Genomic DNA, 20344 nt, shown 5'->3' with positions numbered 1-20344 from the left:
CGAAGGCCTCTGGAACGTCGCTTCCACCTGGACATCAATTTCAGCCGGATTTGATACCCGACCGACCACGGCGAGGCTGATTCACTCGGGGAATCGTGGGTGTACTGGTTTTCGAAGGTTTTCGAAAGAGCGTGGCCCGCCGCAAGGCGGGCCATTGCTCCTGTCCTGCAGTCACTCGACGGAACCGGACACGGCTCGCATGGTGGTCGACCAAACGGAAGCCGCGAAGGTCAACCCACGCAGCGTCAGTTCACCGGCGACCGCACTGAGTGCCTGATCAGTCGCTGCCGGCGTGTTGGCGGGCTGTGGAATGGGCACTGCGGGCCCTCCACCGGCCAATAGGCCATCGACCCAGTCAGCATAGCTGGAGACGCGCGTGTCACCACTCATCTCTCCGAAGGAGCTATCCAGCCCGCAGGTAAAGTCGGTACGGTTGGTCACGCCGGCACATTGATGGGTGAAGCCGAAGCTATGGACGCCGGCGATCTTGCCGTCGATGAAGCCCGGTCCGCCGGAGTCGCCGCCAGCCAATCCGATCTCCAGCTTCCCGAAGCCCTTAAAGTCCGGATAGCTTCCGTCCTTGAAGGTGGTGCACTGCCCGTCCTGCGCCTGAGACGGATTGTCGGTTTGTTCCGGAGCGCACGCGAATTCACTCGTGAACCACCACTCCATCGCGTTGGTGAAACGCCCGGCGCCATCGAAATCGTACAGCAGTGAATCGAAAAGGGAGCTCCCGAAAAAGGGAATCAGCGTCTGCTCGTAACGATTGAGGCCAGTACGGCCGAAGAAGAAATCAGCCCCGACGGTTGCGCCCTGATTTCCGCGCCCGGCGCCGCCGTGGCCATAATGCCGAACTTCCTTGTCGAACTCGTCAGCGTCGCGATACAGATCGTACACTTCCGTACCTGCCGGAATGTCTGCCGACAGCTCGATCACGGCGATGTCTCCGGGCGCGAAAGCGCCGAAGAAAGGCGCCAAAGCCGGATAGAACGGATGAACCTCGAATGCGCTCGCGTCGATGATTGCTGGTGCCGAGCGGCCGGCATTGAGCACGAACCTGATTCGGGAGACGGTCCAATCCTGCTCGAGCACACAGTGAGCGGCGGTCAGGATATGCCGTGGACTGATTGCACTGGCAGTACAGATGAAACCGCCAGTTCCCGTCTGATCGAACTGAACGAAGATCGAACCCACGCCATTGGCGAGGTTCTCTCCAGCGTTGGCATAGATGGGGTCGTTGGGGTCTTGCACGGTCACCAGCTTCGGAAGTCCAACGGGATCAGTCTTTTCCGCAAACGCAGTGCTGATATGGAGAGCGAGAATCGTCGTGATAGCGAAAACAAGTATTCGTGCCATGAGGTGCTCCAGGGTATGAAGTCGAAAGCGTGACAAATATCACAAAATTCTTATAGCAATGGCGATTGCCGAAGTCAATAAATTCCCAAATTTTTGCTCCCAGGGGCCAGTTGCGGCTCCGCTGAAAGGCTGATGCTTGAGGCTGCAGACCCCGGCCAATGCTCAATGAAAGGAGTTTCCCGGGGCTTCGCGCTGCGGTATCCGTACAGACAGCTTCGTCATCATGAGTGGTTACCGAACGCCCTGGTACAACCAATCGAGATGCCGGCATCTTCGAGCGACTGATCGGCGGCCTGGGCCTGTATGGCCCGCGTTCGCATCGTGGCCCGTTCGTACACGTCGATGCGCGCGGCAACGCCGCACGGTGGGAAGTGCCGTAGACAAGCCCATCGGCAAGTCCCGAACACCCCTTCAAGCGAAAGGGGGACTGCCCTCGATCGCGATATCGTCGTTCATGGCATCAGCGACGATCCGCCCGTCGACCAGGTCAATCGTTCGATCGCAGATCGCCGACAGACGCTGGTCGTGGGTCACGAGCAACACCGCGCAGCCGCGCTCACGATTGAACCGCCGGAACAGCTCAAACACTTCGGCCGAGGTCTGTGTATCGAGATTGCCGGTGGGTTCGTCAGCCAGCAACAGTGCCGGCTCGGTGACCAGGGCGCGGGCGATCGCCACGCGCTGCTGCTGGCCGCCGGAGAGCTGGTTGGGCGGGGTATCGGCATACTTCTCCAAACCCACGGCCGCCAGTAACATCCGTGCCCGCTCCCTGGCGGCCGCGTCGGGCTTGCCTTGCTTGAGCATCAGCGGCATGAGCACGTTGTCGACGGCGGAGAAGGCCTGGATCAGATGGTGGAACTGGAAGACAAAGCCAATCGCACTGCCACGCAACGCGGTTCGTTCGGCATCATCCATTCTCCTTGTGGCCTGCCCGAGCAGGTACAGTTCCCCGCTGTCGGGCGTGTCAAGCAGGCCGATCAGGTTCAGCAACGTACTCTTGCCGGAACCGGAGGGACCCACCAGCGCGGCGAAGTCGCTGCGGCCGATTGCCAGATCAATGTCGTGCAGCACCTCGGTCTCGTTGGGCCGGCCGACGTTGTAGGACTTGCGCAATGCCTCGAGCAGCAGCACCTCACCGACGGATTCAGACATAGCGGATCGCCACCACGGGGTCGAGGCCGGCGGCCCGGCGCGCCGGCACGGCGGCCGCCAGCACACCGGTCAGGGTCGCCAGAATCAGCGCCAGTAGCATCACGGCCGGGGGAATGGGGATGTAGAACAAACCCGGCCCGTAAGTGTTGAACACGGCCACCAACCCATAGCTGGCCGTGATTCCCAGGACCGAACCCAGCAGGCCGAACACCGAGCCCTGGATGAGAAAGACGCGCAGTATCTGGGCCCGGGCCGCGCCGGTGGCGCGCAGGATGCCGATTTCCCGGGTGCGCTGAACCACGCTGACCGACAACACGCTGGCAATCCCGAAGGCAACCGACAAGCCCACGAATACGATGATCATGTTGGTGGACAGGCTCTGCGCACTGAGCGCGTTCATCAGTTGCGCGTTGGTCGCCATCCAGCTTTCAGCTGTCAAAGCCGTCAGGCGATCGATCCGCGCAGCAACCTCGTCCGCAGCGAAGATATCCGTCACCGTCAGGTCGATTACGGTCACCCCACCGGGCAGGTCCAGCAGCGACTGCGCCTGTCTCAGGTCCAGGTAGACCGATCGCGAATCGAGTTCACGCACGCCCAGCTCGACGATGCCGGCGACGTTCAGAACCGCACTGCCCTGCTGCCCGGTTTCGAGACGCACCTTGCTGCCGACATCGGCGCCCAGATCGTCGGCCAGCAGCCGTCCGACCAGGGCGTCATCGGCACCCAGGCGCAGGAAGCCGCTGACGACATACCGATCCAGGGGAATCACCCGACGATAGCGCTCCAGGTCGATGCCCATCAACACCACGGACTCAAGAGCCTGTCCGCGACGCGCAAAGGCGGGCCCGGACACCACCGGCGAAACCGCCGTCAGCTCCGGCAGCCGGTCCAGCGTGGCGCTGACCTGTTGCCAATTATTGATCGACCGCAGGCGTTGACCGCGCTTGTCCTCCCGAACCAGCTGCAGAGTCCCGGGCTCGGCCGGCAGCACAAGGTTGACCTCGTCGGGCGGCAGCAGTCGGATATGGGCCTGGGTGCCCAGCGTACGCTCGATGATATTGGCTTGAAGCCCCTGGATCAGGGCGGTAATAAACACGATCACTGCCACACCCACGGCAACGCCCACCGTGATCATCAACGATTGGGCGCGCCCCTCGCGCAGAAAGCTGATCGCGATGGTCCACTCCACCCACAAGCGGCGGAGGCTGCGCATCAGTCGAACCTCACCGGGGGTTCATTGCCGGTGTCTTCCCCTTCGCGGATGCCGGAAAGCGGCACTACCCGCTGCCTGAAGCGAACGCGCGCGCCCTCCTGCATCGGCGCCGAGACATCGGCCAACACGCGATCCCCCGCCTCGAGGCCGGCCAGCACTTCGGACATGACCAGGCCGCGCAACCCCAGGGTCAACGTCTGGCGTTGCAGCCGTCCATCGCGCAGCATCCACACTTTGGCCCGGTCGCCCTGCACCTCGCCGAGCGCGTCGTTCGGAATCACCGGCACACGCTCGCGACGCCCTGTTTCGATATTCACCGAAACCGTCATGTCCTGGCGCAGGAACTCGGGAACCGGATCAACGGCCAGTCGAACCTCCACGGTCCCCCGCTGGGGATCGATGCTCGGGGCGATGAAGTCAATGCGCGCCGAAAACGGCTGATCGGGATAGGCGTCGGCCAGCACCGCGGCGTTCTGCCCAAGCGCCAGGCGCGACAGATTCCGCTCGTCCAGCGGCACGCGAATTTCGGTGCCGCCCCTGAGCGCAATGGTGAACAGCGCACGACCGGGCTGCACGAGATCGCCCGGCTCGACGTCACGGGTCAGTACGGTTCCCGACACCTCTGAGCGCACTACGGTCTTGTCGAGCTCCGCCTGCACCGCGGCAAGCCGATCGCGCAGCAGAGCTTCCTCCACCCCGCCCGGCGCCAGCGCGGTCGCGCTCAACCGGGCCGCCTCAAGCGCATTGTTCGCAAGACGCACTGCCTCGCGGGCCTGCTCCAGCGCCTCGCTCGACAACAGCGAACGCGCCGCCAGAGCACGCCGCCGCTCGAGTTCACGACGCGCCTGTGCCAGCTCGAATTCGGTGCGCTCGAGCACCACCCTGGCAAGAGGACGGGTCGCAGTTTCCAGTTGGGTAATCGCTGTCTCGGCCTGGCGAACCCGGGCCGCGATGTCATCCGCCCGCAGCACCAGGAGCGGGTCACCGGGCTCGACGGTGTCGCCTTCCTCGACCAGGCGATCCAGCGCCACACCAGTGACCTCGCTGCCGATCCGGGTCCTTGAAACCGTGGCGACTCGCCCCGTGGCCACCACCGTTTGCACAAGCGGCATCGAATCGATGACGTAGCCGTAAACCTGCGGCCCCTGCCACCATCGCATCACGCCGTATCCGGCAGCGAGAATAACGACTGCCACGACGACCACCCATCGGTAACGACCCTCGCGCACAGTCGCCTCCGTGCCCCAAAGTAAAAACCCGAATCCCGGCCAGATGGCCCCACCTGCGGTGTGCTCGAAGAGCTCCACGGGCACGGCTGCCATTGAGCCCGAATCTGGACCCGGTTCCAGGCTATCCAACGCTTCCAGAATAGCATGGCCCCTGATGGAAAGAATACGCCTGCGCCATGCCGGCCCGGAACTCGCGCGCCGTAGCTTGTCCCTCTCCCAGTTCCCCAAAAATCCCGGTAAGTCTGGTGAATCGACCCGGTGGGTCGAGCGGCAATCACGGTGATTCAGCCTGCGTTGAGCAGGCAAGCTTTGCGGACAAATATACGCCACCTGGCGGCTTCTGGAACGTCGCCAATCATCCCCGCGAGTGGATGCGGCGCGCACAGGAAACCGAAAGCCGTTACTAGCGGGCGTCGGCTCAGCCGAAGCCTGAGTGCTCAAGGCCGCCGATCTGGGCCCGAGTTGGATGAAAGGCGTTTCCGGCGAGTTCGCGTTCAAGAAGCTGCAACAACAGCCAGCCCTCTGCTGACGATCGCCTGACCTGCACCTTCGAGTGACCGGAATGAGCCGGGCGTCAGCCCATGCGCAAATTTGAGCGTAGCCGACCGGCAGGCCAATCGACACGCCAAATCGCGGCCGACTCAGGCAGGAAGATCATGACTGGCGTGGTTTCTTCGTCCTGAATTGCCGCTAGAATACCGGCGATGCGCGCGACGACCAAGTCTGCCTCCCTGCTCCCCTTTTTCGTCTGGCTGCTGCTGTTCTACGGCGCATGGCTTGCGCTCGTGATCACGGGGGGCCATTTACCCACTGTCGTTGAACACTGGCCGATCGCCGCCGCCATGGCGGCGGGCTCCTACTTCGCCGGCTCCACGCCAATGGGCGGGGGAACGGTCGGTTTTCCGGTGCTTGTTTTGCTGATGGACTCGCCGGCAGCACTGGGTAGGGACTTCAGCTTTGCCGTGCAGTCCATCGGCATGACCAGCGCCAGCATCTACATCCTCTGCAAACGCCAGGCGCTCGAATGGCCAATGCTGCGTGCAGCGTTGGTCGGAACGCTGACCGGAACACCGCTGGGCATTCTGGTTATCGCACCACTCGTGCCCGACCTGTTCATCAAACTGCTCTTCGCGGCCATGTGGTGCAGCTTCGGCCTGATCCACCTGCGCCGTACCAACGAGATCACTTCCTACGAAGGCATGACACCGCACGACGTCGAGTTCGATCACCGAGTCGGTTTTCTTACGGGCTTACTCGGGGGACTGACCGTTGCGAGCATCACCGGCGTGGGCATCGACATGATCATTTACATGGCGCTGGTGTTGTGGTGTCACGCCGACCTGAGGATCGCCATTCCCACATCCGTGATCCTGATGGCTTTTACCTCGCTAATCGGCATTGTCACCAAACTTTTGCTGGGCGGCGTGGCACCGGGCACCTATGAGAACTGGCTCGCCGCGGCACCGATCGTCGCCATCGGCGCGCCTGTCGGCGCTCTTGTCGTCAGTCATGTCGGCAGACGCTCGACCCTTTATCTCGTGTCGATACTGTGCGTCGCTCAGCTCATCGGAACCTTGATGCGCGAGCACGACTCGCTGACGGCCTGGACGCTGGCCGCCACCTTGCTGGCAATCATCATATTTCTGGTCGTGTTTCAGAACATGTACCGCAAGGGCCATCAGCTTGCACGCCGATCGCGCAAATCCGTAACCGACATCTGAGCCTTTCAGGAACAGTGGGACGGTCCGAACTCTCTTACCGATCCGTTTCAGCGGACCAAGCCGGTTACACCGGCGGATTCAGCCTTAGGGCGCCAGGGCCATGATCGAGTCCGTTAAATCCAGCAGCCGCGGTCAGAAAGGTCGGCCCGATCCCTCCAAAGCGGAATCCAGGAGAATCTTGGGTGCCCTGGTTTTTGCGCTCGCTAATCGCTTTGCTCACTCACCAGATACGCGTACTTGTCGAGCATCTGGTTGAGCGATTCGTTGCGATCAGAGCGATCGAGCTCGCGGCGGGCACCTTCTTGTCGGTATTCCACGCGCGCTACAAAGGCCATCCGAAGATCCGCTTGTGGGACGGGCTCGCCAAGTTTTTCCAGAGCTGCGACTGCCCGGCCATTGCCCCAACGTGCGGCGCGCCGAAAGTGCGAAACGGCCGCGTCACGCCGGCCCGACATCAATTCGAGGCGAGCAAGCGCCAGCATGGACGGCTCAAACTCCTGAGCAACTGCCTGCTTCCACCATCGAGCGGCTGCAACAGCGTCACCCCGGTGGAGCTCAAACACCCCAAGATTGTGTTGCGCATCGGCATCGCCCGTTCCAGCCAGCTCGCGCCATTGCGCTTCGGCCGAAGCATAGTCGCCGCTTAGAAATGCCTCGTTGCCCTTGACCAGTGAAGACTTTCCACATCCTGCCAACAGCATGGCGCAAATCGCAAACAGCCCCAGACATTTGCAGATATTGATGATATTGATCATGAAACACCCAATACGTGCCGCCAAGCTTGAAACTAGCATGATCATTCATACCGGGCAAATCACGGCTACGCTACCATGGCCGAAAAGGATGTTGTTCAATGCGTCCTCGCCGTGGGTCGCGATGAAGCGCCAAGCGAACTCTGCACCGCCGCGGCGGCGGCGCGCATGGTGAACGAGACCACTGAGCCCGGCGGGATTCCGCCGGGCTGAGTGGCGCCCGGCACGCCGCCACCGACCGGCGTACCCCATCCCCTGGGCACCGTCATCGAGCCCATTGAACTGGCGGGCGACCCTGGCAATGGGGTGCCTGCGGCAAAGAATCATGGCTGTCCCGGCTTTCCTTGGGTCATGCCTTCGGCGGGCTGCCACGGTCGGCGCGATCGAGGGCAGCCTGTGCTGCCCGCGTGCGCGCCTTGCGCGCCGCACGGCGTCTTTTTTCCGGCGCCAGGGCCATCGCCTGCAGGGTCTCGAGCACATCGACTTCGCCGTCGCGCAGCAGGCGGCCAAAGCTTCTTCGGCAGGCCGTCCAGGTGCCGCCAATAATGGCCAGGTAAATGATCGTCATGAGCACGGCGTAGGTCAGCTGGTCGGCGAAATCGCCCAGCCAGGCGGGCAGGTCGATGCCCAGGATCCCTTCCATGAAAGCACCGAGAATCGGCCCGATGACTCCGATCTCGACGAACACCAGCACCATGATCCAGACCATGATCTTGAACACGATCAGTCGGCGGACAAGCGTCTTGACGGCTGCAGGCCAGGCCTTGCTGTAACACAGCGAGGCGACCGCAATGGTCAACCCGGCCGCTACGCCCAGCGAATCGGCCAGCGCATCGAGCACGCCGCCGACCATGGTCCAGCCCGGTGCGCTCGGCAGCGTCTCGAACCCGTCCAGACCCCGGCCGATGAAGCTGACGAGGACCAGCGCGACCGCCGGCGGAATCAGCGCCGCGGCCAGCCAGGGGAAGTCGTCTTCGCTTGCCGTCGGATCGCCGAACAGGTAGTGGCGATAGGCAAGGGCGTAACCGGCCCCGAACAGCACGGCCGCGACGTTGATGAAACCGAAAACGGCAAATCCTTCGAGCGCGGCCTGCAGCCCGTAGCCCAGCAAGATGCCGATGGCGGTGACCGCAAGCACCGTGATGCGAGGCCTGGGACCGAAGACCCGATCGAGACGGTCGTCGTCGTGGCGGTCATTGAACGCCTGCACGAGCGCCGGAAGCATGTCGCTCAAGCCGCGCCGGGCAACGCGGAACAGGTGACGCAGGTTGTACATGGCCGTATCGATCCGACTGGACTCCCAAAAGCATCACCTGCCCGGACATTCCAGTCAATGGCCGGGAGTTCGAGCCGCCCGGTTCGACTCAGGGAGAAGTTCAGAGGCTTTCAGGACCCCGTGATTTGTGACGTATGGTTCAACGGCGACAAATACGCTGCGCGCGTATGAAAACGCCGCCTAGGGGACTCTGGCACGTCTCCAGGCACCCCCGCGAGTCGCTCCAGAGGGAGCGGCTAACTCCGCCAAGATATTCGTGGGTGTGCCGGTTTTAGGTCACCGCCGGATTCAGTCGATGAAGCACTCCAGCCCGCTGAGCGTTGTCAGTCGGGCCGCGTTCATCGATCCCTGGCCAAACGCCTCGATGACCGAATCGTATTCGACCAGCGCCCGCTCGCAGTCGACGAAGTCCATGGTCATCGTGCCCCAGTGGCGGGATTCGATCGCGTCGACGTCGAAGTCATCTCCGAAGCGGGTTCCGGCGGGCATCGCCAGGTCATCGAAGACGAGCGCATTGCCGTCCAACTCGCCCTCGCCCACGATCCAGGCCGGGTCGCCGCTGCCGTCGTAGGTATACCAGGCCACGAACACCCGACCGGGCGCGGATTCCTCGAGGAACCAGCCCTGGCCGTTGCGGTCGGGGTCGTACCACTGGCCGCTGATCCCGGGCGCATCGTCGGCCGGCGAGCGCGCCAGCGCCCCGCAGGGCGTGCCCTCGATTCCGATCAGACGGGTGAAGCGCTGCTGCCCGCCACCCCAGGATTCGTCCTGTGCCTGATAGCGCAACTTGCCGTTGTTGCAGTTACTGAACTCGAGTTCGAGCCGTCCCCAGTGACGCTCTTCCAGATCGGCCGGATCAAAGTCGGGACCGAAGGGGCCGCCCCGGGTTTCGACCAGGTCCTCGAAGACGATGCGATTGCCTTCGATATCCCCGACGCCCACCATCCAGGCCTGGTCACGGTCGGCGCCCTCGGGCGGATAGGTAAACCAGCTGATCGCGGCGGTGGCCTCATCAAGAATTTCCAGCAGCCAGCCTTCGCCGGAGCGCGTGGGCACGAAGAAATGACCGCTGTGGCCGGCGTGGAGTTCATCGACCACCGGCGCAATGGCCAGGGCGACCGGGCCATCGAGCCCGCCTTCGCCGGCCTCGACGACGGTTTCAACATACTCACCGGTCTGACCGTCGAAGCGCAGCACGGCATCGCCGGCGTGACTGGTGACGTAAAGATCACCGCCGGGCGCGAATGCGAGATCGCGGGCGAAGTCCAGCCCGCCGGCGCCGCTGGCCACGAACTCGTCGACAAAGCCCCCGTCCGGGTCGAAACGCAGGATGTTGTCGGCACGACCGTTGGCCAGGTACAGCAGACCGTCGGGCCCGACGCGCAGCGCCCAGGGGTCCTCGATGGGCGCGGTGACGCTGTCGGCCAAGTCGGGCCGGCGAGCGCCGGTGCCTATGGAAAAGGTCATGATCCGGTTGTTGGCCGCCTCGGCCACGTACAGTGACTGCCGCCAGCTGGCCACACCGCGCAACGGCAGGTCCATGGCGTCCCGCCAGTTGTCGGGTTCCTGCGTCGGCTCCCCGCCTGGAGGCGGTGCGAGAGACTTACCGGTGGCAGCGTTGAAACGTTCTATACCGTTGTCGCCGAGAACCACAAAACGGTCCTGGGGCAGGCGCGCAAAAGCGCGCGGGAAGGCGCTGGCCAGGTCGGCCGGTTCCGGCCGGGTCGATCCGAGAAAGACGTCGATCAGGCGGCCGGACAAGCGATCGAAGCGTCTGACGTCGCCGGAGGCGAGCAGCCAGATGCGGCCCGCGTCATCGACCCGCATGTCGGAGTATTCGGTGAGGATCGGACCGGCATTGGCGGCCTCGGGTGCGACGGCCACGCCGCGAAAACCGCCCTCAGGCGAGAACGACAGCACCTGGTCGCTGCCGCTGCTGACCACCAGCAGCTCGTGGCTACCCGGCGAGGTCCCGGCCTTCAGCTCGCGCGGGGCGAAGTCGGTGACCGGCCCGACTTGCGGCGGCGTCTGGCCATCGTATGGATCGAACGGATAGGGATCGTCCCGGTCGCTGCGGCCGTCGCCGTCGCTATCGCGGCTGGACGGCGCCGGGCGTTCGATGCCGCTGGGATCGCTTTCGCCGGCATAGGCAGCCACCACCGGGCCCAGTTGACGCAGCATGGCGGCATTGTCGGCCCCGGCTCCGGATTGGACTGAACCACAGGCCTCGCCGCCACACTGGATATCGGAGTTGGAGAACACGTCGAGTCGCTGGTAGCGGTTGACGTCGCCGGTACCGAAGCTGCCCATGATCGTATGAAAGCGGCCGTCGCGCACGAAGGCATAGTTGGCGCGGTCGGGATCGTCTTCGCTGGCGCTGCCGCGCTGGTGCTCGGCATTGAGGTTGTGGCCGAGCTCGTGGGTGAACACCGAATCGGAGCACACCGACCAGTTGCTGGCCCCGTCGTTGTCGATATGGACCCCGCGGGCCGGATCGAAGTCACCGCTATCGTTGGGGCGCGGAAACCTGGCCATGCCGCAACTGCCGCGGGTCTCGATGTCGTGGGGCCAGGTCAGCGCCACGATATCGGCCCCGTGCGCTTCGCGGTCCGCCTTGAGCCCGCTCATGCCGGTCACGCTTTCTCCATCGAGGGCGCGCGCGAGATCCCGCAGCGTCGGCCCGTTGGCCTTCTGGGCGGGATACCCGATTTGCCGGTGATGGACGAGCTCGACGACGATGCCGACGGCCGAGTCGACCATCGCCTGGTTGGCGATCGCCACCAGATGGTTGAGCCGGGTCTCGATCAGGCCGTCGGGGTAACGCTCGAGCATGTCGGGCGTGTAGACGAACATGACATCGATCCGGCTTGTGGCCTCGCCCGCCGACTGCCCGGCCGGACCGTCGAGTGCTTCACCGGTTTGTGCATCTGCCGACAGGCTCTGGCCCAGGGTGTCGCCGTGGAAGTCGTCGACGTCGACCCGCTCATCGTCGAGATCGACCAGCCAGCTTCCGCTGGCATCGCTGTGGACCAGGTAAAGCGCCTGATCGACCCGGATGCGGCCGAACAAGCCGCCGTCACGGCCGACCGTCAGGGTGGCCTGCGTGCCCGCCGAGCCGCCGGCGCGGGCGTGAACACTGACATCCCCGTTGGGATGGCGAAAACGGCTCCTGACGATAACCTCTTGCGCGGGCTCGTCAGGCAATTCGAGCGCCAGTGGCTCGCCGATTGCCGGAACATGGGTCACGACTTCGACCTGCTGCACCAGGCCATCGGGCAGGCCGGCGAAACCCGAGCCGGGGGCCGGCCGTTGATCGGGCGAGCGCGCAGGTGCAGACCACAGGCGGCGTGGCTCGGCCGGCCGGGGCCGGTGCGGGCCGGCAGCATCTCGCGTCGCCGCCTGCTCTGGCGTGTCGGATCGGGCCGTTTCAGCGGCGCCAGCGCTACCGGCGGCTTGCGGCGCGTTTCGACCGCTCGATTCCGGGCCCGGCCACCACCAGGCGGTGACCAGACCGAGCACCAGTACGCCGATCAGTGTCTTCCAGGAATTCGTCATGGGCCAAGCTCAAGCATTTTCAATCAGTTTATTGCACATCGCCCGCGAAGAAAACGCGGCTACGCCGAGATGATGCCCGAGTCGAAACGGTGCTCGGGTGCGCCAACGAACAGACGACCAGGCGTTGAACCACCGATCATCACGCTGTGCGTTTGCGCTGCCAGGTTGAAGTGGCGTTCGTCGTAATACGATTCGCGCCACAGGTCGTGGCACGCCTCCTGACCTTATCCTCTATCAAGCAAGGAACTTCTCATGATCAAATTCAACACGGCGCTAGTTACCACTTGCCTTTTCGGTGTGCTGTCCATGGCAGCAACCGCCCAAACCGCGGAGTTCGGCCCAAGTCATGGCGACAAGGAGCTCTCCATCTCGGGAACCGGCAGCAGCGATCGAGACTTCGATAGCGGCAGCTTCGGCATGACCGGCGATCTGGGCTGGTATCTGAGCGATCATATGGTTACTGGCGTCCGCCAGAGCATCAACTACGCCAGCATCGAAGGCGCGAGCTTCAAGGACGACTTCTGGAACGGCTCAACTCGCGGATACTTCAATTACCAGTTTCTCACCGATCGCACGCGGCCGTTCGTTGGCGCGAGTCTCGGCGGAATCTATGGCGATGGGGTCAAGGACAGCGCCTTCGCCGGCCTGGAGACAGGTGTAAAGCACTACGTACAGACGAAGACCTATTTGCTGGCTCGCGTTGAGTACCAGTTCTTCTTCAGCAGCGCCAACGACGCTGACGATGCGTTTCAGGATGATGGATCCTGGGCCTTCACGGTCGGGCTGGGTTACAACTTTTAAGAACGGTCAGCTTCCGCGCAGCCGCACGACGTGGCCGACCGCCGGGTCGGTTTTGCCGTCGAGCATTTCGCCGATGATGTCGCACGCCGCGTCCAGGCCCTGCTGCTGGCGGATGTCGATCAGCTGCTTGCCAAGCACATACTCGAAGAATCCGGCGGTCGCCTGACCGATTCGCTGCTCGAAGCCGGCCGTGCCCCAGTCGGCCTGGCGCTGCGCCACCCAGTCCGGGGCGAAGAAGAATTTCGGTGCCGGGCCGGGCAGATCGTCGGGTGCCTGGGGCGGATCCTGGCGATGGGCGGCGCCCAGCGCGGCGTCGTGGACCAGCTCGTCGCCCAGATGCCGATGGATACGCATTTGCACGTCGGCATTGCCGGCGACGTCCACGTACAGGGTCGACTTGTCGGCTTCCAGATCTTCGAGATCTTCGTAGGCCAGCGAACGGGCATAAAGACCCAGCCCGTCGACGAACTCGCGGTGCTTGGCCGACGTCAAACCGATCGTTTCGGTCGGCTTGAGCTGGCCGATGCAAAATGCGACCGCGTAGCCGGTCCGGCTCGATGCGCTGGAGAGCACGACGCGTTCGGCGCCGAAGAAATCGTTTTGAGCGAGAAAGTCGGCAAGCCCGTAGGCGGTAACGAAGAGCGGCCGGAAAATCGCGTTAAGCGGTTCGGTGGCGTCGTTGTGGAGCCGGTTGTCGTCGGTGCGCTGATACCAGTTGTAGACCGCCGGCAGTTCGCGCCGGTGCGGCGCCTCGTCGCGGAAGCTTTCCGACCCGGACTTGCCCGGCTGCACTGACAGATGTGTGGCAGCGGGGTAATAGCCGTAATAGCGCTGGCCGATGTCGATGCCCTCGACGCCGGAATCGACCACGTCTGCATAGCCCCAGACCGGCAGCAGACCCCAGCCCTCGACGCCGGCGGGAAAGAAATCCCAGTAGTGCAGCGCATCGCCGAAGGCCGCGTAGGTGATGTTGTTGACGGTCAGCGCGAACCGGTCCAGCGCCAGGACCACCTCGCCTTCCCGCACGTCGGGCCGCTGGCCGGGCGAATCGGTCTTCATGTCCGAAAACCGATCGCGATTCATCAGAAGCCGGGTCACGGCCTGCTTGTCATTCATGGTTACGGCTCCGCTCGAGTGTAAAAACCATCGTAACGGATGGGTCGCTCGGAACAAGACACGAGCCTTTTCCGGTTAAACAGTTTCAAGGGCCCAGCTGTGGCGCTGGTTTCGCGTCTGCGGTTAAGGATGGTGGGTGTCCTGATTTTTGCCCGCCAACCCGGCACGGCCTGAATATCGTCAAGGGAAAACGCTGGGCAAGGACTATAAGCATTGGTTTCTGGCGAAATTCTTTCAGCAGTACCGGCTCTTCTTCCGCTTCCACTCTGCGAGCAGAATCATCGTCTATACCTGGGTCAACGACGACAATACGCTGCGCGCATATGAAAGCGCCGATGACGCCTACCGCGTTTTCCGCAAGATGCTCCACGGCGGCAACCCGCCGGATGACTGGAACAGCCTGCTGAAAGCCGCGCAAGCGGTGCCCGACGATCGAGCACCGATATAGCCAAGGCACTAGAAAACTCGTGGGTATCCTGGTTTTAGCTCTCGTGAGGAAACGGCCCCGGTGTGTCACCGGGGCCTTGCGGACTGCTTTGCGAAACGCTGGGTCAGTCAGTCGTCGTCAACTTCGGTGCTGAGCGAGTAGCCTTCCGGCACGGCAAGACTGATGCGGTCCGGGCTGCCGCGTTGTCGGGCAAACCTGTCAGTGTCTCGCGGCAGCCTTCCGCGTGGCGCGCCTGTCCGCGGCCGATTAATGTTCTGCGCATGTGGCTTATAGGCACTATAGGCGCCCCATTTCCTGACTTCAAGCGGTAGCCTTAGCCGCACCACGCTCACGCTTGACCCCGGCTGCAGGCCGAATTTCACCCGATTTCCCTGGCGTGGCCAATCGAACGGCAAAGCCCACCTGGTTTTACGCCATTGGACCGTCACAGCACGAGCGGTGCCGGGCCGCGCCGAGTGGAGCGCATGCTGAAATCAGATTCCTGCGAGTCAATCAGACCGAGGCAAGGCTGACTTAGCCGGCAAAATCATGGGTGTCTTGGTTTTTCGGTTCTTTTATTCACCCTCGAAGCGGTCGTGGTGGATTTGATCCCCTAACACCTCGAAAGTGTCGGTGACGCTCGCATCGAGCTCGTTCTGCGCGTCGGCGGCACGCATTCGATATCCGTCACCGATGGTGTCGATCGCCAGGTCATCAAATACCGCGATTCCGCCGTTGACATGAACCGACAGCACGCCCAAAAGCGTGGCGGCATGTGGATTGGTCTCCAACTCGAGGGTCACGATGGTTTCATCGTCATCCTCGACCAGCCCGCCGGTGCTGTCGAGCACATGCACCACCACGGCCGGACTGATCGGTGCATCGACCACCGCGGCCACCGGCTCGGTGCTGAACGATAGCTTCACTGGACCCGAGGGCTCGATCTCGTAAGCGATCTGCGCTTGATCCGCATGGTTGTTATCGTCCCCCGGGTATTGGGCCGTCAGCGTCGTCTCGCCCACCTCGGTCGAGGTGAGTTCGCAGGCGGTCTCCGGCAGCACGATCGCGCAGCTTTCACCATGGCCGTCGTCTACGGTGACCGTGCCGCTGGGGCCGAAACCTTCGGTGGAAATCTCGACCACGTAGGGCAGCCCGGCTACTTGCGAGTCAGCAGGATCCACCGAATCAATCACCAGACCGGATTCGGCCGGCGTGATGTCATAGCTGACCTGATCTGTGCTGGGACCGTGGTTGTCATTCCCTGAGTAATCAGCCGTTATGGTTCGCGCACCAACGCCGGTCGAGGTCAGCTGGCAGCTGTCACCCGGCAGCGTGATCTGGCAGGAAGCACCTTCGCCGTCGCTCACATCCACCGTGCCGGTAGGACTGTTGCCGGTCACTAAAACGGTCACCGTGTAGCTCTCGCCCACCGTCTGACTGCCGGCCGGGCTGATACTCTCGATGCTCGCCTCCGAACTCGCTTTGCTGACGACCAGTGTGCCGGTCGCATCCTCGCCGGTGTAGTTGTCGTCTGTGATCGTGGCAACCACATCGTACTCGCCTACCTCAGTCGGCGCTTCGCTGGCGCCGTCGTAGGTTACGCTGTAACTCACTTCCGCCGGATCCGGCGTCACCGTCACCGGATTGGGACCACCGTCCCAGGCCTGATCCAGGTTCGACAGCGCAAGTGTGGCCGCCGCCGGTTCAATCGTGAACGTCTCGCTCGCCGAGCCTCCATGGTACGGCGAGGTGATGGTTACCACTACCGCATAACTGCCGGCTTCGGTCGGCGCGTCACTCAAACCCCCATAGGTGACCTCGTAGGACAGTCCTTCCGGATCGGTGGTGACGGTGACGTCAAGCGGATCGCCCGTGTATGTCTGGACGAGGTCGCTCAGGATGACTTGGGCCGTGACGTGTGCGCTCATACCCCAGAACCCGCCAGTCAGCCGCCAGCTACCACCAGTGAGCTCGAGAGCCTCACTGGCATCCCACTGTCCAATGGTGCCCGAAAGCATCCACTGCTGATCAGCTGACTCGGACAGCATCACGCCGCCTGAGCCGATGCTGTACCAGTTAATGCAATAGTCATCACTGCAGCTGCCTGCATTAGCAATGCTTGCGGCAACCAGTAGCAGGCTGGCAACAAGCCTGGGGATTCTAGAACATTGCTTCAATGCGACATCTCCGACCCGTGTCTGGCTCATTGGGCTGGTTGTCAATCAACGCACTCCGGGCTATCAGCCGCTGCATTGGTGCAAGCCTCAAACGTCGTGACTTCACCATTAACTCCGCGCTGCAACCATGTTGCTCGGCACTGCAACGTATCACCGCTCAAGTCGCCAACTGTGCCTTCACCGGAAAAGCCAGAGCAGGTGTCGAGGCATTGCTCCTCGCTGGCATACTCGCCAGAGCAGCCAAACATCATGGCCTGGCAGTAATCCTGGCAATCCTGTGGGTCCGGAGGCTCCGGCGGGTCCGGCGGCATATCGATTGCGAATGGTACGCCCGTGATGGGTTGACGAGGAACCAGCGGCTGGCCCTCGACCTCTATGGCCAGCCAGAGTCCGCTGGAATAGGGCTGAAAGCCAAAATCCAGGCCAACCTGAAACAATCCGTTGGCGACGTTGACCTCCGACAGATCGATGGTTGAACCAACCTGGCTGCCCCCCGTCTCCGCATCGAACAGAGTGAAAGTCATTGCCACTGTATCGTCAACCGGACCATTGCTGCCCAGAAGCTGGCCCTGATAGGTAATAGTCGAAGATGCACTGGCATGGGAGGTAGCCGCCAGCAACAGTAAAACCGTTAGGAATCGCATAGCGCCCCCTACTTTGATTGAATCCCTGCGAACTGTCAGCTTATCAGCGGCGTTTTTTGAATGCAATTGAACTGAATTTCCTCGGGCGGAATCAGGAATCCAGCACACCCTTCCTCTTTAGGCGTTCTCCTACAACCTGACGCGGATGTCTTCGGATTGGCTGGCAATTGCTGGGCTTCAACAGGACGCGCATGGCCCGCTCTTGCAGCCAATTGATTAGCGACGAAAAGCCCGGCCTCTTCCATTTCGTCAGTCAATGCGTGCGCCACGCGTCGCTTTGCGGTCGCATCCATGAAAACGAGTGTCGCGACTTCCGCGCGATCGGTTCCGCCGGAGTCCTCATGCTCAAAGCGACCAATCTGGACCGGCAACTTGGGCAATGGAGCAGTTGCGTTTTGCGCGCACCGCGCAGGAAACGAGTGCGGAATGCCGTCATGCGAGTATGAAAGGCGTCTCTGAGGCTCGATACGCCGGGCCATTCGTGGGTGTCCCGGTTCCCCCCCCCCGGACCTGAACTGCCCGTTGATTGGGGTGAGCCGGGCGCCAGCGGGCAAAAAAACCCCAAAAGGGCAGAAATTGGTTGGTTTTTGATCCAGCTTCGTGTATAAAGCGCGTGCGAAAAGTTTCTCCCCCTACGGCGCCACCCGGCGGTGAGCGTCGATTTTTGCGTTTTCTGGTTCTAGCGGGGCGACAAGCCCCCCATATCGCCTTCAGTCAAGCGATACGGGACAGGCCATCCGGCGCACGGCAGCTTTTCAAGAAATCCACCCACTGGCAAGTATTAAATCATGAGCGAACTATCCCACTACCGAAATATCGGCATTTTCGCGCACGTTGACGCGGGCAAGACCACCACGACCGAGCGCATCCTGAAGCTGACCGGCAAGACCCACAAGATGGGCGAGGTTCACGACGGCGCTGCCACCACCGATTTCATGGATCAGGAGCAGGAACGCGGCATCACCATCCAGTCCGCTGCGACCACCTGTTTCTGGAAGGACCACCGCCTGAACATCATCGACACGCCCGGACACGTGGACTTCACCGTTGAGGTGTACCGCTCCCTGAAGGTGCTTGATGGTGGTGTGGGCGTGTTCTGCGGTTCCGGCGGGGTCGAGCCCCAGTCCGAAACCAACTGGCGCTACGCCAACGACTCGGGCGTGTCCCGCATCATCTTCGTCAACAAGCTCGACCGCCTCGGCGCCGACTTCTACCGGGTCATCAAGCAGGTCAAGGACGTGCTGGCCGCCAACCCGCTGGTGATGGTGCTGCCGATCGGCACGGAGAGTGAATTCAAGGGCGTGGTCGACCTGCTCACCCGCAAGGCCTACATCTGGGACGATACCGGCCTGCCCGAGAACTACGAGATCACCGACGTCCCCGCCGAGATGGCCGACGACGTCGAGGCCTACCGACAGGAGCTCGTCGAGAGCGCGGTCGAGTTGGACGACGACCTGATGATGGCCTACATGGACGGCGAAGAGCCCTCCATCGAAGACATCAAGCGCTGCATCCGCGAAGGAACCCGCAAGCTGAATTTCTTCCCGACCTACTGCGGTTCGGCGTTCAAGAACAAGGGCGTTCAGCTGGTTCTGGATGCGATCGTCGATTACCTGCCGAGCCCCGACGAAGTCGAGCCGCAGGACCTGACCGACGAAGAAGGCAATCCCACCGGCGAGCATGCGCTGGTTTCCCTGGACGAGCCGTTCCGTGCGCTGGCATTCAAGATCATGGACGACCGATTCGGTGCCCTGACCTTCGTACGCGTCTACTCCGGCAAGATCAACAAGGGCGACACCATCCTGAACTCGGCGACCGGCAAGACCGAACGCGTGGGCCGCATGGTGGAAATGCACGCCAATGACCGCAACGAGATCGACTACGCCCATGCCGGTGACATCTTCGCCTGTGTCGGCCTGAAGAACGTGCAGACCGGCCACACCCTGTGCGCGAAGGACGCGCCCTGCACCCTGGAAGCCATGGTCTTTCCGGATCCCGTGATCTCGATCGCGGTGGCGCCGAAGGACAAGGCCGGCAGCGAAAAGATGGGCGTGGCCATCGGCAAGATGATTGCCGAGGACCCGTCCTTCCGCGTCGAGACCGACCAGGATTCCGGCGAGACCATCCTCAAGGGCATGGGCGAACTTCACCTCGATATCAAGGTGGACATCCTCAAGCGCACCTACGGCGTGGAGCTGGAAGTGGGCGAGCCCCAGGTGGCCTACCGCGAAACGATCACCCAGCCGGTGGAAGACAGCTACACCCACAAGAAGCAGTCGGGTGGCTCCGGTCAGTTCGGCAAGATCGACTACCGCATCAAGCCCGGCGAACCGGGCACGGGCTTCAAGTTCGAGTCCAGCGTCGTGGGCGGCAACGTGCCGAAGGAGTTCTTCCCGGCCATCGAGAAGGGCTTCGCCGGCATGATGGAAGAAGGCCCGCTGGCCGGCTTCCCCGTGCTCGACGTGGAAATCGAACTCTTCGACGGTGCCTATCACGCGGTCGACTCCTCGGCCGTGGCCTTCGAACTGGCCGCCAAGGGCGCATACCGCCAGTCCATGGTCAAGGCCGGTCCGCAGCTGATCGAACCGTTCATGAAGGTCGACGTGTTCACGCCGGAAGACAACGTGGGTGACGTCATCGGCGACCTCAACCGTCGCCGAGCCATGATCAAGGAACAGGAACCCAACCCGACCGGCATCCGCATCAAGGCCGAAGCGCCGCTGGGCGAGATGTTCGGCTACATCGGCCACCTGCGCACCATCACCTCAGGCCGTGGTCAGTTCTCCATGGAGTTCTCCCACTACATGCCGTGCCCGCAGCAGATTGCCGAGAAGGTCATCGAAGCGGAGAAGGAGCGCCAGGCCGCCAAGGCCAGCTAAGCGCGAACTTCAAAGGCTGGAGATCAGGGCCCCGGCGGCGAAAGCT

At 62.7% G+C, this 20344-nt stretch carries 17 protein-coding genes; 6 read left to right on the top strand and 11 right to left on the bottom strand.

The window, feature by feature from the left end; all coding sequences use genetic code 11:
* Positions 1–171: 171 nt before the first annotated feature.
* Complete coding sequence (locus tag ACDC66_RS08090; protein ID WP_376696196.1) at positions 172–1356, bottom strand: trypsin-like serine protease; 1185 nt, start codon at positions 1354–1356, stop codon at positions 172–174.
* 227 nt (positions 1357–1583) lie between these two features.
* On the opposite strand from ACDC66_RS08090, the gene ACDC66_RS08085 reads away from it, so the two are divergent.
* Positions 1584–1736 carry a hypothetical protein gene (locus ACDC66_RS08085; protein ID WP_376696195.1) on the top strand — a complete coding sequence of 51 codons (153 nt, stop codon included), beginning with the start codon at positions 1584–1586 and terminating at the stop codon, positions 1734–1736.
* Between the two features lie 31 nt (positions 1737–1767).
* Here the strand turns inward: ACDC66_RS08085 and ACDC66_RS08080 are convergent, their stop codons facing one another.
* Genes ACDC66_RS08080 through ACDC66_RS08070 form a run of 3 tightly spaced genes read right to left on the bottom strand, consistent with a single transcriptional unit; the run spans position 1768 to position 5043 of the window.
* Positions 1768–2508: an ABC transporter ATP-binding protein gene (locus tag ACDC66_RS08080; RefSeq protein WP_376696194.1), complete on the bottom strand. Its 741-nt coding sequence runs from the start codon at positions 2506–2508 to the stop codon at positions 1768–1770.
* Positions 2501–3721 (bottom strand): ABC transporter permease, encoded by a 1221-nt coding sequence (locus tag ACDC66_RS08075; RefSeq protein ID WP_376696193.1) that lies wholly within the window; start codon positions 3719–3721, stop codon positions 2501–2503. The genes ACDC66_RS08080 and ACDC66_RS08075 overlap by 8 nt, the downstream gene beginning before the upstream one ends.
* Positions 3721–5043 (bottom strand): efflux RND transporter periplasmic adaptor subunit, encoded by a 1323-nt coding sequence (locus ACDC66_RS08070; protein WP_376696192.1) that lies wholly within the window; start codon positions 5041–5043, stop codon positions 3721–3723. The genes ACDC66_RS08075 and ACDC66_RS08070 overlap by 1 nt, the downstream gene beginning before the upstream one ends.
* 611 nt (positions 5044–5654) lie before the next feature.
* Here ACDC66_RS08070 and ACDC66_RS08065 point away from each other — a divergent pair.
* Positions 5655–6671, top strand: coding sequence for a sulfite exporter TauE/SafE family protein (locus ACDC66_RS08065; protein WP_376696191.1), 1017 nt, complete (start codon positions 5655–5657; stop codon positions 6669–6671).
* Between the two features lie 203 nt (positions 6672–6874).
* On the opposite strand, the gene ACDC66_RS08060 is transcribed toward ACDC66_RS08065, so the two are convergent.
* Positions 6875–7426 (bottom strand): SEL1-like repeat protein, encoded by a 552-nt coding sequence (locus tag ACDC66_RS08060; RefSeq protein WP_376696190.1) that lies wholly within the window; start codon positions 7424–7426, stop codon positions 6875–6877.
* Between the two features lie 75 nt (positions 7427–7501).
* On the opposite strand from ACDC66_RS08060, the gene ACDC66_RS08055 reads away from it, so the two are divergent.
* A complete protein-coding gene (locus ACDC66_RS08055) occupies positions 7502–7636 on the top strand; it encodes a hypothetical protein (RefSeq protein WP_376696189.1) in 135 nt (44 codons plus the stop codon).
* A 136-nt stretch (positions 7637–7772) separates the two neighbouring features.
* Here ACDC66_RS08055 and ACDC66_RS08050 read toward each other — a convergent pair whose 3' ends face one another.
* Positions 7773–8699 (bottom strand): hypothetical protein, encoded by a 927-nt coding sequence (locus tag ACDC66_RS08050; protein ID WP_376696188.1) that lies wholly within the window; start codon positions 8697–8699, stop codon positions 7773–7775.
* A 288-nt stretch (positions 8700–8987) separates the two neighbouring features.
* The gene (locus ACDC66_RS08045) at positions 8988–12254 is read right to left on the bottom strand and encodes a reprolysin-like metallopeptidase (protein ID WP_376696187.1); all 3267 of its coding nucleotides are present in this window, start codon (positions 12252–12254) and stop codon (positions 8988–8990) included.
* 306 nt (positions 12255–12560) lie between these two features.
* Between ACDC66_RS08045 and ACDC66_RS08040 the strand changes: the two genes are divergently transcribed.
* Entirely contained in the window at positions 12561–13055 is a 495-nt protein-coding gene (locus tag ACDC66_RS08040; RefSeq protein ID WP_376696371.1) for a hypothetical protein, read from the top strand.
* Positions 13056–13061: 6 nt separating this feature from the next.
* Here ACDC66_RS08040 and ACDC66_RS08035 read toward each other — a convergent pair whose 3' ends face one another.
* Positions 13062–14171 (bottom strand): DUF2855 family protein, encoded by a 1110-nt coding sequence (locus ACDC66_RS08035; protein ID WP_376696186.1) that lies wholly within the window; start codon positions 14169–14171, stop codon positions 13062–13064.
* Positions 14172–14319: 148 nt separating this feature from the next.
* On the opposite strand from ACDC66_RS08035, the gene ACDC66_RS08030 reads away from it, so the two are divergent.
* The gene (locus tag ACDC66_RS08030) at positions 14320–14619 is read left to right on the top strand and encodes a type II toxin-antitoxin system YhaV family toxin (RefSeq protein ID WP_376696185.1); all 300 of its coding nucleotides are present in this window, start codon (positions 14320–14322) and stop codon (positions 14617–14619) included.
* A 554-nt stretch (positions 14620–15173) separates the two neighbouring features.
* Here the strand turns inward: ACDC66_RS08030 and ACDC66_RS08025 are convergent.
* The 3 genes from ACDC66_RS08025 to ACDC66_RS08015 all read right to left on the bottom strand — a co-directional run bounded on the left by ACDC66_RS08025 (position 15174) and on the right by ACDC66_RS08015 (position 17799).
* Positions 15174–16805 (bottom strand): MBG domain-containing protein, encoded by a 1632-nt coding sequence (locus ACDC66_RS08025; RefSeq protein WP_376696184.1) that lies wholly within the window; start codon positions 16803–16805, stop codon positions 15174–15176.
* Between the two features lie 11 nt (positions 16806–16816).
* Positions 16817–17299 carry a hypothetical protein gene (locus ACDC66_RS08020; RefSeq protein ID WP_376696183.1) on the bottom strand — a complete coding sequence of 161 codons (483 nt, stop codon included), beginning with the start codon at positions 17297–17299 and terminating at the stop codon, positions 16817–16819.
* 155 nt (positions 17300–17454) lie between these two features.
* Positions 17455–17799: a hypothetical protein gene (locus ACDC66_RS08015; protein ID WP_376696182.1), complete on the bottom strand. Its 345-nt coding sequence runs from the start codon at positions 17797–17799 to the stop codon at positions 17455–17457.
* Between the two features lie 408 nt (positions 17800–18207).
* On the opposite strand from ACDC66_RS08015, the gene fusA reads away from it, so the two are divergent.
* Complete coding sequence (gene fusA, locus ACDC66_RS08010; RefSeq protein WP_376696181.1) at positions 18208–20298, top strand: elongation factor G; 2091 nt, start codon at positions 18208–18210, stop codon at positions 20296–20298.
* Positions 20299–20344: the final 46 nt, after the last annotated feature.

It is taken from the genome of Wenzhouxiangella psychrophila (assembly GCF_042310375.1).
Classification (GTDB): domain Bacteria; phylum Pseudomonadota; class Gammaproteobacteria; order Xanthomonadales; family Wenzhouxiangellaceae; genus Wenzhouxiangella.
This window is presented reverse-complemented; position numbering and strand designations above follow the sequence as displayed.